This is a genomic window from Nitratiruptor sp. SB155-2 (assembly GCF_000010325.1).
Taxonomy (GTDB): domain Bacteria; phylum Campylobacterota; class Campylobacteria; order Campylobacterales; family Nitratiruptoraceae; genus Nitratiruptor.
In genome coordinates this window covers 673,191-689,016 of sequence record NC_009662.1, presented here as the reverse complement: position 1 = coordinate 689,016, position 15,826 = coordinate 673,191, and the positions used below count along the sequence as shown (strand labels likewise).

Genomic DNA, 15,826 nt, shown 5'->3' with positions numbered 1-15,826 from the left:
AACATATCTTAAAATTTAGGAATTTTAAGCGATTTCTATCTCCTCTACAATATCCAGACCAAATCCACTCAGTCCCACAAACTCTTTTCCTTTATGGGAAGTTAGAAGTTTTATCTCCTTGACGTCAAGCTCTTTGAGAATCTGCGCGCCTATACCATACTCTTTCGTCTGGTCTCCCACTTTTTCGTTTTCCAAAAAGATAAGGACCCCGCTGTTTTTTTTCAGATACTCTATAGCTTTTATCAGCGTCTGATACTTCTTTTGATCTAGAAGCAGATCCTTGTCTTTTGCGACATTGTGGAATCGCACGTTGGTTCTTCCTTTGGCAGAATAGAAAATAACGGCTGTATGGACGTTTCCAAGATGATCCTCAAAATCGATCCTGTTGGCTTTGACACCAAAAAATTCTATCTCCTCTTCGTTGATCTTCTTAATCAACCGTTCGTTTTGGAGTCTATACTCCACGATATCGGAGATATACAAAATTTTTAGATCGTGCTTTTTAGCAAAGGCTTCCAGGCTGTCCCGTCTGGCCATGGTTCCATCTGGATTCATAATCTCACATAACACTGCGGCCGGCTGAAGACCCGCCAGTTTACAAAGATCCACCGATCCTTCCGTATGACCAGTCCGTACCAGTACGCCCCCCTCTTTTGCGATGAGCGGGAAGATATGCCCAGGCTTTACGAAATCACCAGGAACTGAAGTTGGATTTGCAAGAAGTCTGATGGTGAGATCTCTTTCATATGCCGAAATCCCCGTCGTTGCCGCTTTTGCATCCACACTTACCGTAAAAGCGGTCTCGTGGGCCGAATCGTTTCTTTGTACCATTGGCGAAAGCTCTAACCTATTTGCGATATCTTTGGTCACTGCTACACAGATAAGTCCCCTTGCCTCACTTGCCAAAAAATTGACTTTTTCAGGAGTGCTAAAAGTGGCAGCATAAACGAGATCTCCCTCGTTTTCCCTGTCTTCATCATCTATCAAAACAACCATATTTCCTTTTTTGATCTCTTCAAGAGCCTCTTCTACTCTTTTTATTGGCATTGCCTCTCCAATTTTTTTCGATATTATATCTTATCTGTGCATATCGCTTTTTTTGCCTGTTCTTCACATCTGGGGCAAAAATGGTATCCTTTTGTGTCCGTATCGGCTAATGTGTTGGAAAAATGCATCACACAGTGGGGATTTTCACAATGGGATAATCCCAAAACATGGCCGATCTCATGAATCGCCTCCGTTGCAACTCTTCGCATATAGAGCCGTTTATCCTCACTTAGACCGTAAAAACGGTTATGAAGCCTCTTTGTCGCTATAACTGCAACGCCATAGAGTGATGTGGCAACACCAAAAACAAAATTGAGATTTGGCTCATACAGATCTTCTCCCATGATGCCAAGTACAATATCAGAGGGATTTTCTTTGAAAAACAGGAGTTGTTCTAAAAAAGCGGATGCCAGGTATTGCCGTCGCATAGCGTGATAAGCGTTTCTTGGCAAAGGAGCTTCAGATATAAACTTCGTCTCAATGTTTAAAACTTCTTTGATGACATTTTGTAAAAAAGCAACTATTTCTGGTTCAAACCATGAAAAACCGACAAGCAATACTCTGCTATCGCACATTAGCGTAAAAACTCGTTTCCACACTCTTTACAGTGCCAGTTTGGTGCATCCACACTCCTTGCAACGCCACCAATTTTAACTTCTCCTAAGTTCTCTTTTTCAAGCAGTGTTTCATCAATATTTTTTCCGTAAATGATAGGAATCACATGTTTATTGGTCCTGCAGTATCTGCATCTGGGCCGAAAAGGTTTCTTTTTATTTACTCTTGCCATGAAGCATATTCTCTCAGCTTCTCTTTGAGTACCTGTACATATGTATTGGTTACGTGACATTTTCCCTGGATGATCTGGTATATCTTGTACGGATCACAGTGATAAAAATGCGCATTCGCTTCATAATCTACTTCAAGTCTGGATCCGGCAAGCGCCAATCCGGCAAAAGCCCCCATACTTCGTGAATACGAAAGAATCTGGGCACGAAATCCGAGATCGGTCGCTTTTTGTCCAGCCCTTCCTACCGGCCCTAAAGCAATAGAAAGATCCCCTCCTAATGTCAAAGAGTTACTTAAAAGACGAAGAGCGTTTTGCCTGTTTTTAAATATCAAAATCACATCAATATTTTCTAAACCTATCTGCCACCCAAGACTTCCTCCATATAGTTTTATAAATACCGGATCGCTCCATCCATTCCTATTTTTAACAAGCAACACTCCTTTTCCGAAACGAGCCCCCACAACAAATCCGCCGCGAATAAGATTTGGTACGATGGCAATAGCTGCAGCTCTTCTCAAAAGCTTTGGCGGAATTCTCTCTTCCGGAAGCGCCATAAACCGATCAAGCGCATTGACAGCTGCAATAAGCGTACCGTTTTCGTTGGCAATTATATATATACCCAAAAGAAAAAGTAACGCAAATTTCCTCATCGATTCCCTTTTTAGTATAATAGATTATAGCAAAAAGGAAGGAGGAAAAATTAAAAAACGTTTTATACAACTCTATAAAAATTTCAAACGTGGTGAAATTGAAAAAGCGATTATCTCTTTCGCGCTTTTCGATGGAGTAGAACAATATTTTACACTCGATTTTGATAAGAGTATTGAAGAAAATATTCTAACTGTTTTACGCAATTTCGAATGTTTTATCAAACCATTCTCCCAACAAAACAATTTCTTTCTTTCCGCTTTGGCAACGGGAGATAGAAAAATAGAGTCTGCTATCAAAAAAAGCTTTTCCAAAGAGCAAGAGGGATATGAAAGCTTGCAACGCTTCATTGATCAAAATATTATCGAAAAGGAGTTTAGCAGAGAGACTCTTCCCAAAAAAGAGCCAAAAAAGCGACTCAAAAAAGAGCTTAGACGCTATCGCATCCAGCATAAAGCCAAGTTCTCCAGAGCTTTTTACAGATTTTGGTATCGATATATCTATCCTTCATTAGAACAACTTCATAACCAAGAGTTTGAGCAGGTACAAGCCTTTATATTATCGGATCTAGACAATTTTGTAAGTTTCACTTTTGAAGAACTTTCCAACGAACTGTTGAAAGAGCGTTTTCCTGAACATATTCGCAGTGGAAGCTACTGGGATAGGAAAGTAGAGATCGATCTTTTGATGGAGCTGGACAATGGTAATGTGATCATAGGTGAATGCAAATGGAAAAATAGCAAAATCTGTAAAAAGACTCTGTCATCATTACAAAAGAAGAGTCAAATCGCCGGGTTTTCTCCAACATATTACGCTCTTTTTTCAAAAAGTAGCTTCTCCAATGAATTGTTAAAATCAAAAGAGAAAAATATACTTCTTTTCGATCTGGAAGATTTCAAAGAGTGGAGCGAAGAAGCGGTGTATAAAAGAAAAGAGAAAAAACCCTACTCTTTCGAGTTTTAAGCCACCTGAACTCCCAAACTTTGCACCTCTTTGGCAAAGTCGCCATTGACATAGACCTGAGACTCTATCTCCACCTCCTGCAGTTTGGAGACGATTACCAGTTTCAATGGTTTTTTGCCAGGATGCTGCATCGCCAGATGGTAAAGCTCCTCAAGTCGTGCAATTTCATGGGTAAGATCAAGTCGAATAACAAGAGGTTCTTCATATTTTTCCTCTATTTTTGTCGTTATATGCTCATTTTTTGCCTCTTCCAGGCTCATGATCTTGTCACAGCGGATACGGGTAAAGCTGTCATTTTTTGTGACATACACCTTGAATGCGACCGGTTTTTCAAGATCCATTCGCTCCAGTTCTTCCAATTTGTCGCTAAAGAGCATCATCTCTATATTGCCATGCAAATCCATGATGCTGACGATGCCAAATTTGTTGCCTTTGTTGCTGATTTTTGTCTTGATCTCTTCCACTTTCCCAACAAAAAGTGCTTCTGAAGAATCGGCTATATTTTCTAGATCACTTGAGAGGGTGTAGTGAATCTTTTCAAGTTCACTTCTAAATGGATCGAGTGGATGCCCTGATACATAAAATCCCAGGGTCTCTTTCTCAAACTCCAAAATCTGTTTCATATCGTATTCGCCTAGATCTTCCAGCTCCACCTTGATATCGATAAGCTCCTGGGCATCCCCAAAGAGCGAGTTTTCAGCCATCTTTTTGGCTCGCGCTATCTCGTGGCTGGCAGTGACTATCTTTTCGATTCCAAGAAGCATCGTTCTTCTGCTGTATCCAAAAGAATCCATCGCACCGGATTTGATCAAAGCTTCTAGAACCTTTTTGTTCACTTTGTTTGGATCGATCCGTTGCAAGAAATCATTTAGATCTTTAAATACCCCCTCATTTCTTGCTTCCAAAATGCTTAAAACAGCACTTTTCCCAACCCCTTTGATCGCTCCAAGCCCAAAAAGGATGACATCCTCACCATCGATTGTCGTAGCGTTGAACTCAAGAGATGAAAGATTGACATCCGGTGGCAAAAGTTTGATGCCAAGCCGTTTCACCTCATCCACATATTTGACGATCTTGTCCGTGTTATCCTGTTCGCTTGTAAGAAGAGCAGCCATAAACTCTTGCGGATAGTAGGCTTTGAGATAGGCAGTTTGAAACGTGATCATCGCATAGGCTGCAGAGTGGGATTTGTTAAATCCGTATCCTGCAAACTTCTCAATAAGCTCGAAAAGGATTTCACTCTTTTTCGCATCAAATCCGCGTTCGCTTGCACGCTTGACGAATTCCCTTTTGTACTCTTCCATGAGATCTCGTTTCTTTTTCCCCATGGCCCGCCTGATGATATCGGCTTCGCCAAGACTGAATCCACCAATAGTTTGTACGATCTGCATAACCTGCTCTTGGTAGACGATCATCCCATAGGTAGGTTCCAAAGTCTCTTTGAGTTCGTCGAAACTTACCTCTTCAAAAGGATAGTAGACCTGCTTTCGCCCATGTTTTCTTTCTATAAAATCATCGAGCATGCCCGATTCCATAGGACCTGGGCGATAAAGGGCAAGTACTGCGATGATATCTTCAAAGGTTGTAGGTTTGAGCCTTGCATTGAGACGCTGCATCCCATCAGATTCTATCTGAAACAGGCCCAGTGTATGCCCGCTTTGGATAAGATCATACACTTTTTTATCATTGAGATCGATTCTGTTCCAGTCGATCTTCGTGTTGTACCGTTTTTCCACAAGTTTCACAGCATTGTCGATTACGGTCAATGTTTTAAGTCCCAAGAAGTCAAACTTGATCAAATCTACATCTTCCAAAAAGTTCAAAGAGTATTGCGTAACAATCGTCTCTTCCCCGCTCGGTTTATACAGCGGAGTTTTGTGCCAGAGCTCTTCGTTGCTTATGACAACGCCTGCGGCGTGCATACCGGCATTTCTTTTGAGCCCTTCCAGCGCCAATGCAAATCGCCACACCCGCTCAAATTTCGGATCACTTTCAATGAGCTCTTTGATTTTTGACTCTTGCTCATAGGCCTCTTTGAGTGTGATACCAAGCTTGTCTGGAATCAGTTTTGCCATGCGATCTCCATCGTTGTAGCTTAACCCCAAGACCCTTGCGACATCGCGGATCACCCCTTTTGCCAAAAGCGTACCAAAAGTGATAACCTGCGCAACGTTGTATCGTCCATACTTTTGCACCACATAGTCGATGATTTCCCCTCGGCGCTCCTGGCAAAAATCTATATCGATATCGGGCATACTCACCCGCTCTGGATTTAAAAACCGCTCGAAAAGAAGATTGTACTTGAGTGGATCGATATCGGTAATCCCCATGGCATATGCTACGAGACTTCCCGCAGCGCTCCCTCGTCCAGGCCCCACCGGGATACCTCTTTTTTTCGCTTCTCGTACAAAGTCCCAAACGATAATCATATATCCCGGAAACTTCATCTTTTTGATGATATCGATCTCATGTTGCAGCCTATCCCAATACTTTTGATGCTGCTCTTTAGGAACATACTCAAGCCTCTTTTGCAAACCCTCCTTACAGATATACTCAAACAGCACCTCATCGTTTTCAAAACTGTATCGCTCACTTGTCGGTACTTCCAAACCATACTCTTTGGCATACTCCACAGTAAATTTAAAATTTGGCGGAGTCGGGTTTCCAAGATTGAGCTCAAGATTACACTTATCCACGATCTCTTGCGTATTTTCAAGAGCTTCAGGAATATCGGCATAAAGCTTTGCTATCTCTTCAGGAGACTTCAGATAAAACTCATGCACACTGTGCCTGAGTCTGTTTGGATCGTCATAGAGTTTGTTCATAGCGATACACATAAAGGCTTCGTGCGGTTCCGCATCCTTTTTTTCCAAGTAGTGGGTATCGTTTGTAGCCACTATTTTGATCCCAGTCTCAAGGCTCAGCTTTATAATTTGCTCATCGATCGCCAACTGATCGTGGATGCCGTGGCGCATGAGTTCCAGATAAAAATCATCTCCAAAAACTTCTTTGTACCACAAAGCCACCTTTTTGGCTTCTTCATACCCTTTTGCGCCAAATTTCGTGTTTCTCTCATTGGTGTTGAGATGCCAGTTCACCTCACCTTGCAAACAGGCACTTGTACAGATAAGCCCCTCGCTGTGTTCGGCTAAAAGCTTTTTATTGATTCTTGGGTAGTAGTAAAAACCCTTGATATAGCTCATGGAGCTTAAAAACATCAGATTTTTATACCCTATCTCATTTTTGGCAAAAAGACAGAGATGAAACCGCTGTCTTGTGGATTTATCACCGAGATCATCGGAGTTGTGCAAATAGGCTTCCATTCCAATAATTGGTTTGAGGCCTTCAGCCTTCATCGTTTTGTAAAAATCAATAGCTCCAAACATATTGCCGTGATCTGTCATGGCAACAGCGCTCATACCGAGTTCTTTCGCTTTTTTTGCAAGGGCTTTTATCTTATTGGCACCATCCAAAAGGGAATACTCTGTATGTAGATGCAGATGGGTGAAGTTTGGCTTCATGGATACTCCGCTCATGAGTTTTGATAAAATTATATAGAAATGTTACTAAAGAGGTGCTATGAAGAATATTTTACTTATCGGTTTCATGGGTGTCGGAAAAGGAACGCTCGCACGAGCGATGGCCGGAAAAACGGATATTTACGCCATTGATACGGATGATTTGATCGAAAGCCTTACCAACACGAAAATCAAAAAAATATTCAAAAAAAAGGGTGAAAGTTATTTTCGGCAACTTGAGCAAAAAACGGCCGACTGGCTAGCTGGCAGCGTGAAAAACTCCATCATATCGACGGGCGGAGGATTTTACAAAGTCAAAAACATCAAAGATATCGGTACTGTGGTATATCTTCAAGCAGACTTTGACTGGATATATGATCGCATCACAAAAAGCAAAAACGCCAAAAAAAAGATCAAAAAAAGACCTCTGTTTAAATCGTATGAGGATGCGAAAAAACTCTATGAACAAAGAGTCGGTGAATATGAAAAAGTTGCTGACATCGTTATCAATGTCCAAAACAAGACTACGGATGAGCTCATTGAAGAGATCTTAAATAAGATCAAAGATCTACCAGATATTGCTTTATAAGTTTTTCATAATTTTTGCCATAAAAAAACCACTGTACGCCCCTTTGGGTAAAATTCGCACAGTTTTTGCAACATCTGGATGAAACTCTTTTTCTTCCCACTCGCTCAAACCCCTCATCCAGTTGGAGAATGGAACTTCTACTTCCATAACTTGAGCTTCAGGATATTTTTTGATCAAAAAATCGACTACTGCTTCATTCTCCTCTGGGGCAAATGTACATGTAGAATAGATCATCTGCCCGCCAGGTTTGAGGCTCTCATAGGCACTTACAATGAGTTCCTTTTGCAGTTTGGCAAATTTTCGAACTCTTCTTACATTCCACCATGTCACCTCCCCATCGATATGGGCTTCACTGCTGCAGGGTGCATCCAAAAAGACTTTGTCAAACCACCCGGGACAGCTTTTGTAGATAAATCTGCCATCTTTGTTGTAGGTCTGTATATTTTTCGCCATATGCTCTTTAAAATTCCGTTTCATTCTAAAAAAACGCCCTTTATCTGGTTCAACGGCACTCACTTTTTTCGCTCGTTCACTAAAGATGAGGCTCTTTCCACCTGGGGCCGCCGCCAAATCCAACACCCAGTCCTCAGGATCTATATCAATGGAGTAAGCTGAAAAAATAGAAGAGAGATTTTGGATATAGATCATATTCTGTGTATAGGCACTACTTTTGACTATCGATTTTCTATGCTCAATCGGCAATTCGAAAACATCATTCGCCCATTCGACTTTTCTTGGATGATACCCTTCCTGTTCCAATAATTCAATCGCTTCTTGCGTCGATGCCCTGTGATGATTGATACGAAAACTAAAACTTTTTTTGGTATGAAGCAGTTCCAAAATGGAAGGTTCTATTTTTCGAATACGCTCTTCAAAAATTTTTTGATTCACACAGTACCTTTTTTGCTAAAATTGTAACAAAAAAAGGAATTTGGTGGAGTTTTTTGTCACAGATCTCGATAAGACATTTTTGCGAAGCGATCTGACACTTTCAGATTTTAGCAAAGAAGTTTGGAACAACTTTAAAAAACCACTTACCATTGCAACAGCAAGGAGCTATACAGGTGCTTCCAAACTACTCAAGGACTTGAAACTTCAATATCCCATGATTTTGCTTGATGGAGCGATGATCTGTGCTCCTGATGGCACTCCGATAAAAATCAATGCTTTAGAAAAAAACATTGTGGACGATTTCATAGACCTCGTTGAAAAAGAGTTTGATGAACGGCCTTTGATTGTCGGAATCGATGAAAAGATGCAAGAAAGATTTCTCTATCCCAAAAAACTCAATATCCATCAAAAAGAGCTTTTGCAAAACTATAAAAATGACAACCGTGTACTCAATATTGAAAAGCTTAGAGCGTTGCCGAAAAATCTCAAAGTGGTCTATCTTGGTGATGAAAAACTTCTTCAATCGATTGAGTCCTGTGTCAAATCTTTATACAATGTGGAGTCGAAGCTATCGAAAGACCCCTATCAAGACTGCCATTTTTTAACATTTTTACATCCTTTGGGTGATAAAGCTCACGCGTTAAAAGAATTGGAAGCGTTCCAAGGAGTGGATGCAAAAGAGGTAAGCGTTTTTGGTGATAGTCACAACGACATTGGAATGTTTCGGTGGGCTGGAAAATCTATAGCAGTCAAAAACGCATTGCCACAAGTCAAAGAAGTCGCAAACGAAGTATTGCCGTGGAGCAATGACGAAGATGCAGTTGCAAAATATCTCTCCTCTCTTTAGTGTCATTATCCCGGTTTACAATAGAGCTAACTTCATTGCAAGAGCTATTGAATCGGTTCTTCATCAAACTTTTAGAGATTTTGAGCTTATCGTTGTCGATGATGGCTCGACAGATGAGACTCCAAAGGTTTTAGAACGATATCCCATACAAGTAATTAGACAAGAAAATAAAGGAGTCAGCGCGGCAAGAAACAGAGGCATCAAAGCGGCAAAAGGAAAAATTATCGCTTTGCTCGACAGCGATGATGAGTGGAAAAAGAACCATTTGCGGACACATGCCGATTTTTTTCAATCGCATCCAGAATATACAATTCACCAAACAGATGAAATATGGATACGTAACGGGAAATTTTTGAATAAAAAAAAGATTCATCAAAAAAAGAGCGGTTATATCTTTTACGATTCTTTACGCCTTTGTCTCATCTCTCCTTCAGCCGTTGCTATCAAAAAGGAGCTTTTTAATGAAGTTGGCCTTTTTCGAGAAGATTTCGAGGTATGTGAGGATTATGAGCTGTGGCTGCGTATCACAAAAAAATATCCCGTTGGCTTTACTCCCATACAAACAGTCATAAAATATGGAGGACATGAAGATCAGCTTTCCCAAAAATATTTTGGAATGGATCGGTGGAGAATCAAAGCAATGCTACCCTTTTGCGAGGATCCTAAGGTGAGAGAAATAGCGCTACAAAAATGTACCATTTTGATCAATGGTGCAAAAAAACACGGTAATCAACAAATATTGCAAGAATTTGAGCCGATTTTAGAGCAATTGAAGGAAAAATTTTGAAACTCTCCCCTCAAACCATTATTAGAATTTTTCTGTGGCTTCTCTTTTTATTTGGCGGAGCCATTGTTTCAATCTACTTCGATACACTCTATTTCAGAAATTTTCTTTTCTCTCCGCTTTTTCATTTCATTACATTTTCTCTTGGTCTCATACTTTTGAAAATTTCCTTTTGTGCAGCATCCAAAGGAGGGAAAGAGCTCAAGCAAAAAGGAAGACAAGGCAATCTTCCAAGGCTCGAGACAAATAGACTCGTCACAGATGGCATCTATGGATGCACAAGACACCCTATGCTTTTTGGACTTATGCTATTACCGCTTGCCATTGCTCTTACATTGGGTTTACCAACTTTTATATTTTTCATTGCTCCAACCGAGGTAATTCTTATTTTTTTACTGATGATAACATTCGATGAGATGGATGCCAAAAGAAAATATGGGCAAAAATATGAAGCGTATAGGCAAAAGGTGCCTATACTACCTAAAAAATGCTGGAGAGAGCTCTTTTTTTGTTAGCAGTAGTCTGCCAAAAGTCCGGCTTTAAGCTGTTTATACGTCTCTTCACCATTTAGAAGTCGTACAAGCTCCAATCCAAAGCAGATCGCAGTCCCCGGACCTCTGGATGTAACGACATTACCATCAATGACAACTTTTTGATCGGCCACATAACCCTCTTCGCCTGTTTTTTCTTCAAATCCAGGGTAGTTGGTATGTTTTTTGCCCTCTAGCACTCCAGCCTCTTTCAAAGCCCATGGTGCGGCACAGATCGCACCTACATACTTTCCTTTCTCATTCATTTTTCGAATCATCTCTTGGACAAGTTCACTCTTTGCCAAGTGCTCTGCCCCGGGAAGCCCTCCAGGCAATACCATCAAATCATATGTATCGATTTCAACATCTTTCAAAAGCGTATGTACAAGAACCTTTAGACCGGTATTTGCTCCTTCCACTTCATTATCGAAAAGCCCTGCAACAGTCACATTGTTTCCTGCCCGACTCAAAACATCAATAATCGCCATCGCTTCAATTTCTTCAAAACCATCTGCTAGTGGTACTAGTACATTTGCCATAATGCCTCCTTTCTATTTTTCCACATTGTATCAAAAAAATACAATTGTTTTGTCGCCAATAACGTTATAAAGAGTTTTTAATGGCTTTCAATTGACAGAAGTTACGAAGTATACATTTAAACAATATATTTGTCTTCTATTCCACCACAATTTATATTTATCATACGACAAAAATATCTATTACCCTCATTTTTAACGTGATGTATAGAAAAAGGGGGAACTATGATAGTATCACCTTGATAAAGTCGATATATTTTATTTTCTATTTCTATAATAAATTCTCCCTCGATAACCATGTAGATTTCTGTACCTTCTTTATGGTAATGTCTCTCCTGTTTTGCCTGTTCAGTAAAAAAAGACATCTCAACATTATTCATTCGGTATACAGGGCATTTTTCATTTTTCAAAGGCGGTTTCCAAAGAGGAGTTTTGACTTCCTCCTCTTTATTGGAATATGTTTTAGTAACGATAATTTTCCGGGTCCCGCGACCGCCAGGCAAAAAAGCATTATCGCTTTTTACTGCTTCAAACTCAATTTTAAGAGCTTTGTTATTCATATTACTTTACTTTTTCGAGATATTTTCCTTCTACGGTATCGACTTTGATCACATCGCCTGTAAGAATATGAAAAGGAACTTGCACGACTGCACCAGTTTCAAGCGTTGCAGGTTTTCTACCACCAGTTGCTGTATCACCTTTGAAAGCTGGCGCTGTTTCGGTCACCTCCAGTTCGACTACAGGTGGAATCTCTACGGAAATTGCTTTGCCGTTATGAAAAAGGATATCCACAGTCATTCCATCTTTCATGAATTTAATATTCTCTTCGCCAACTTGCTCGTGGGTCAATGTTATTTGGTCATATGTTGTCGTATCCATAAAATGCATATTTTCGCCATCATCATACAGATACTGCATCGTTTTTTGTTCAAGATCAGGTTTTTCTGCTTTATCACCAGCATGGAAGGTCTTTTCCAAAACTCTACCATCAACGAGTGATTTGATTTTCGTCCGGACGTACGCTGCACCTTTTCCAGGTTTTACGTGCTGATATTCCACGATTCTGTATGGTACACCATTCAGTTCTATTCGTAGACCTTTTTTCAGGTCGTTCATACTATATGCCATAACTGCTCCTAAAATGTTTTTGCAATTTTATCGAAAAAATCTTGAAAAGATATATAAAAGGGCTGAAAGTACAATACTAAGAACTATCGAAGTAGTTATAGGAAAATAGAAAGTAAATCCATCTTTCTTGATATAGATATCACCGGGCAAACGCCCGATAAAATGGATAAAAAGACCAACTATGACCAATACGATACCCAGAAAGACGAGTATCTTACCAAAATCCACTACTCGAACTCCTCTTCACTTTTCGTATGTTCATCTGTGAAATCCATCGCTTTGGCGTTATCCATTAATACCGGAATAAAGATGAGTGATACGATGACGGCCGCTACGGTACCACCGATAAGTGCAACTCCGAGTCCACCAAAAATAGGATCACTCGCCAAAAGAGCCGAACCCAAGATAATGGCAATTGCCGTTAGCATAATCGGTCTTGCCCGCGTAGCTGTCGCTATCGCAATCGATCTTCTTTTCGGTATATGCTTTTCAATCATCAACGCTTTAGCAAAATCGATAAGCAGTATGGAGTTTCTCGAACTGATTCCCATAAGGGCAATAAAACCAATCATTGAAGTAGCCGTCAAAAAGAAGGTGTCAGTAGTAACGAGGTCTGCAACCCAGTGTCCTACAATCACACCGATAATGGAGAGGAAGCTTCCTGCCATAACGATATTTGAAAGTGTATAGCTTTTGTAGTAGACAACGATAAGAAGATAGATCAAAATAAGTGCGGCGATAAATGCAAGGCCTAGATCTCTAAAGGTATCAAGCGTTACCTTCATCTCTCCATCCCATTTGAGATCGTATGCAGCACCTGTCTTTTTATTGATCAAGCGAAGATTGAAAAGATAGTCGGTTTTTTCTATTTTATACTCTTTACTGAACTCTTTCATAATTGTTTCTCGTGCATCAAGCAAAGGATAGACTTGAGAGACAAGATCTGTTTCTGCGATAACATTGGTATATCGACGAAGATTTTTGTGCATGATTTTTGGCTCGTTCGTTGCTGGTACAAGATCGACTACTTCCAACAAAGGTACGAGCATTCCCTTTTGATTCATAAGTTGAAAAGATGCTAGTTTCTTTTTCACAGACTCCAACGTTTTATCATCAAATCGTCTCGTCTCATCGGAAAGTCTCAAAAAGAGCTCTATTTGTGAAGGATAGTCTTCACTGTTTTTCACTCCAACACCCATTCCCTCAAATGCGAGATAGAGTATCTTTTGTACCTGCTCGACTGCCAAACCGCTTTTTTGGATTTTATCGATATTTGGTTTCAAAAGATACTTTCTAAATATCTCATCTTCCATGATATCCACATCGACAAGACCTGGAGTTTTTTTGAAAATGGAAGCAACTCTTTTTGCAATTGCCCTTCGCTCTTCGTTATTTTGACCATAAATTTCTGCTACAACAGCCGCCAAAGTAGGAGGCCCTGCAGGCTGCTCGATCATTTTGATTGAAGTTCCTTTTACCAAAGGTTCACACTTCTTTTGGATAATCGGTCGCAACCTATGGACCATATTGTAGCTTCGTTCTTCTCGCTCGTGTTTATCGGTAAGATTGACAACGACCTCAGCCACATTTTCGCTGTTTTTAAATGCACTCCCTTTGACAAGTCCTGCATAATCAAGCGGTGCACCCATACCAAGATAGCTTTCTATGTCAGTAACCTCTTTCTCTTTTTTCAAGATATCCAGTACACATTCATTGACTTTCTTCGTCTCTTCAATGGAGCTTCCTGTCGGTAAATCAAGATAGACACTGAAAGTATTCGCGCTTTTACCAGGAAGCATCTTCACCCATACCACTTTTGTAGGGATCATCATCACTGAAGCAAACAATGATGCAAGAATAAGGGTGATTACTAAAGCTTTTTTCGGTTTGCTATCCAGGATTTTATATATAAATTTTTCAAACTTTTTCACGATTTGCCTCCATCTATATCACATTCACTTGGTAGCTTTTCGTGTTTTTGGAAATGGTGATGGTGATGATGCATATGTGGTTTTTTCAAAAGCTTCTTCGCAAGATACGGTGTAAAAATATAAGCGATCAACAATGATGATAAAAGAGCCACAGGAACATTATATGGAATCGGCTTCATAAATTCACCCATCATACCACCGACAAATGCCATAGGAACCATTGTTAAAATGATAGCGACAGTTGCAACATTGGTAGGCGCACCAATCTCATCGGTAGCCTCGACTAATATGGTATCCATATCTTTATAAACAGCGTCATGTTCGTGAAGGTGTCTATGTATGTTTTCGATCACGATAATTGCTGCATCCACCAAAAGACCCAAAGAAAGCAAAAAGGCAAAAAGTGTAATTCGGTTAATTGTTTGACCAGTAATATAAGCTACGAAAAGGGTCAATGCCAAAATAGCCGGTACTGTAAAAGTAACGATGAGAGCCTCTTTGAATCCCAAGAAAAATACAAGCATCACTGCAATGATAGCGATTGTGATGAGCAGGTGATCAACAAGTTCGTTTACAGCGTCATTTGCTCTTTTTCCGTAGTTTCTTGTCAAGACATATCCTATGCCTTTCTTTTCAAGATAAGGCTTCAACTCATTGATAAGCGCTAATACATCGTTTGCAACAAAGACGGCATTTGTCCCTTTGAGTTTACTCACTTCCAGGGTATATTGAGGTTTGGTGTGAAGCTTTTTCGTCCAAATTTGAGCCTGTTTGAAATCTTGGATGTTGATCCCATCTTCCACTTTTGCAATGTCTTTCACATAGATAGGTGAGCCCATATAGTTTGCCACCATGATGTTTTTGACATCTTCAACACTCTCTATCGCATTTGGCACGCCAAATATGACGATTTTGCTGTTCTTTGTTCTATTTTTTACTTCAGGAACCTCCTTGGCAACCGAACTGATCGCTTGCATGATTTGACCAAGAGAGAGATGATACCCTGAAAGTTTTCCCAAATCCACCAAAATATTGAATTGGCGTTTATGGGCTCCTTTGAGATTTGTTTTGGAGACATCTTTGACCCCGTTCACGCGATATTTGATATCTCGGATAATTTTATAAAACTCTCCATCACTCAAATTTGGGTTTTTCTTGTAAAAAGCAAATGTCAGTATAGGAATATCGATATCAATATCAAAAGGTTTCACAAGAGGGTGCATCGCATTTTTTGGAAGCATATCCATGTTTTGCATCACTTTGTCATACAGTTTCATATTTGAAATTTCTCTATTTTGTCCGATAAAGTATTGCACATTAACGATTCCAACATTTTCCATCGCTATGCCGTAGATATGCTCTACCCCTTTGATCTCTCGAATCTTTTCTTCCAAAGGTTTTACAACGACATTTTCTATCTCTTTAGGTGTAGCTCCTGGCATAGGTACGATGATGGTACCGCCACTGATTGCAATTTGAGGATCCTCTTCTCGAGGCATCACTTCAAGTGAAAGATAACCAATTGCCAAAATAAAAACTGCCAAAAGAGCGGTTAGAGGGTTGTGTAAAAAGGTAAGAGCAAGTTTACCTGCAATATCTTTTGGTTTATATGCACATTTCATCATGC

General features: G+C 40.1%; 17 protein-coding genes. 5 read left to right on the top strand and 12 right to left on the bottom strand.

Annotated elements, in window-relative coordinates; genetic code table 11:
• Window positions 1-24 precede the first annotated feature (24 nt).
• The 4 genes from NIS_RS03745 to NIS_RS03730 are packed head-to-tail and all read right to left on the bottom strand — an operon-like array spanning window position 25 to window position 2,484.
• Window positions 25-1,047, bottom strand: coding sequence for a bifunctional 3,4-dihydroxy-2-butanone 4-phosphate synthase/GTP cyclohydrolase II (locus NIS_RS03745; RefSeq protein WP_012082059.1), 1,023 nt, complete (start codon window positions 1,045-1,047; stop codon window positions 25-27).
• A 23-nt stretch (window positions 1,048-1,070) separates the two neighbouring features.
• A complete protein-coding gene (locus tag NIS_RS03740; RefSeq protein ID WP_012082058.1) occupies window positions 1,071-1,622 on the bottom strand; it encodes an archaemetzincin family Zn-dependent metalloprotease in 552 nt (183 codons plus the stop codon).
• Window positions 1,622-1,834, bottom strand: coding sequence for a hypothetical protein (locus NIS_RS03735; RefSeq protein WP_041354005.1), 213 nt, complete (start codon window positions 1,832-1,834; stop codon window positions 1,622-1,624). The genes NIS_RS03740 and NIS_RS03735 overlap by 1 nt, the downstream gene beginning before the upstream one ends.
• Window positions 1,822-2,484 carry a lipid-binding SYLF domain-containing protein gene (locus NIS_RS03730; RefSeq protein ID WP_041354004.1) on the bottom strand — a complete coding sequence of 221 codons (663 nt, stop codon included), beginning with the start codon at window positions 2,482-2,484 and terminating at the stop codon, window positions 1,822-1,824. The genes NIS_RS03735 and NIS_RS03730 overlap by 13 nt, the downstream gene beginning before the upstream one ends.
• Between NIS_RS03730 and NIS_RS10190 the strand changes: the two genes are divergently transcribed.
• Window positions 2,435-3,445, top strand: coding sequence for a DUF234 domain-containing protein (locus NIS_RS10190; RefSeq protein WP_012082056.1), 1,011 nt, complete (start codon window positions 2,435-2,437; stop codon window positions 3,443-3,445). The genes NIS_RS03730 and NIS_RS10190 overlap by 50 nt on opposite strands.
• Here NIS_RS10190 and dnaE read toward each other — a convergent pair.
• A complete protein-coding gene (dnaE, locus tag NIS_RS03720) occupies window positions 3,442-6,966 on the bottom strand; it encodes a DNA polymerase III subunit alpha (RefSeq protein ID WP_012082055.1) in 3,525 nt (1,174 codons plus the stop codon). The two genes, NIS_RS10190 and dnaE, sit on opposite strands and share 4 nt — an antisense overlap.
• A 58-nt stretch (window positions 6,967-7,024) precedes the next feature.
• Between dnaE and NIS_RS03715 the strand changes: the two genes are divergently transcribed.
• Window positions 7,025-7,552 (top strand): shikimate kinase, encoded by a 528-nt coding sequence (locus tag NIS_RS03715; RefSeq protein WP_012082054.1) that lies wholly within the window; start codon window positions 7,025-7,027, stop codon window positions 7,550-7,552.
• Here the strand turns inward: NIS_RS03715 and NIS_RS03710 are convergent.
• Entirely contained in the window at window positions 7,547-8,443 is an 897-nt protein-coding gene (locus tag NIS_RS03710) for an SAM-dependent methyltransferase (protein WP_012082053.1), read from the bottom strand. The genes NIS_RS03715 and NIS_RS03710 overlap by 6 nt on opposite strands.
• A 43-nt stretch (window positions 8,444-8,486) precedes the next feature.
• On the opposite strand from NIS_RS03710, the gene NIS_RS03705 reads away from it, so the two are divergent.
• From NIS_RS03705 to NIS_RS03695, 3 genes are read left to right on the top strand one after another with little or no spacing between them, the layout of a single operon-like run.
• On the top strand, window positions 8,487-9,290 hold the full coding sequence (locus NIS_RS03705) for an HAD-IIB family hydrolase (RefSeq protein ID WP_012082052.1): 804 nt from the start codon (window positions 8,487-8,489) through the stop codon (window positions 9,288-9,290).
• Complete coding sequence (locus NIS_RS03700; protein ID WP_012082051.1) at window positions 9,259-10,077, top strand: glycosyltransferase family 2 protein; 819 nt, start codon at window positions 9,259-9,261, stop codon at window positions 10,075-10,077. Before NIS_RS03705 ends, NIS_RS03700 begins: the two co-directional genes overlap by 32 nt.
• Complete coding sequence (locus NIS_RS03695) at window positions 10,074-10,589, top strand: methyltransferase family protein (RefSeq protein WP_012082050.1); 516 nt, start codon at window positions 10,074-10,076, stop codon at window positions 10,587-10,589. Before NIS_RS03700 ends, NIS_RS03695 begins: the two co-directional genes overlap by 4 nt.
• On the opposite strand, the gene NIS_RS03690 is transcribed toward NIS_RS03695, so the two are convergent.
• The 6 genes from NIS_RS03690 to NIS_RS10405 form a co-directional block, all read right to left on the bottom strand.
• Window positions 10,586-11,143 carry a DJ-1 family glyoxalase III gene (locus NIS_RS03690; RefSeq protein ID WP_012082049.1) on the bottom strand — a complete coding sequence of 186 codons (558 nt, stop codon included), beginning with the start codon at window positions 11,141-11,143 and terminating at the stop codon, window positions 10,586-10,588. The two genes, NIS_RS03695 and NIS_RS03690, sit on opposite strands and share 4 nt — an antisense overlap.
• Window positions 11,144-11,259: 116 nt before the next feature.
• A complete protein-coding gene (locus NIS_RS03685; protein WP_012082048.1) occupies window positions 11,260-11,700 on the bottom strand; it encodes a cupin domain-containing protein in 441 nt (146 codons plus the stop codon).
• Between the two features lies 1 nt (window position 11,701).
• On the bottom strand, window positions 11,702-12,268 hold the full coding sequence (gene efp / locus NIS_RS03680) for an elongation factor P (protein WP_012082047.1): 567 nt from the start codon (window positions 12,266-12,268) through the stop codon (window positions 11,702-11,704).
• 27 nt (window positions 12,269-12,295) lie between these two features.
• Window positions 12,296-12,496, bottom strand: a complete 201-nt coding sequence (locus NIS_RS03675; RefSeq protein ID WP_012082046.1) for a DUF2905 domain-containing protein — start codon at window positions 12,494-12,496, stop codon at window positions 12,296-12,298.
• The gene (locus NIS_RS10410; protein ID WP_012082045.1) at window positions 12,496-14,199 is read right to left on the bottom strand and encodes an efflux RND transporter permease subunit; all 1,704 of its coding nucleotides are present in this window, start codon (window positions 14,197-14,199) and stop codon (window positions 12,496-12,498) included. Before NIS_RS10410 ends, NIS_RS03675 begins: the two co-directional genes overlap by 1 nt.
• Window positions 14,196-15,821, bottom strand: coding sequence for an efflux RND transporter permease subunit (locus NIS_RS10405; RefSeq protein WP_012082044.1), 1,626 nt, complete (start codon window positions 15,819-15,821; stop codon window positions 14,196-14,198). Before NIS_RS10405 ends, NIS_RS10410 begins: the two co-directional genes overlap by 4 nt.
• Window positions 15,822-15,826 lie beyond the last annotated feature (5 nt).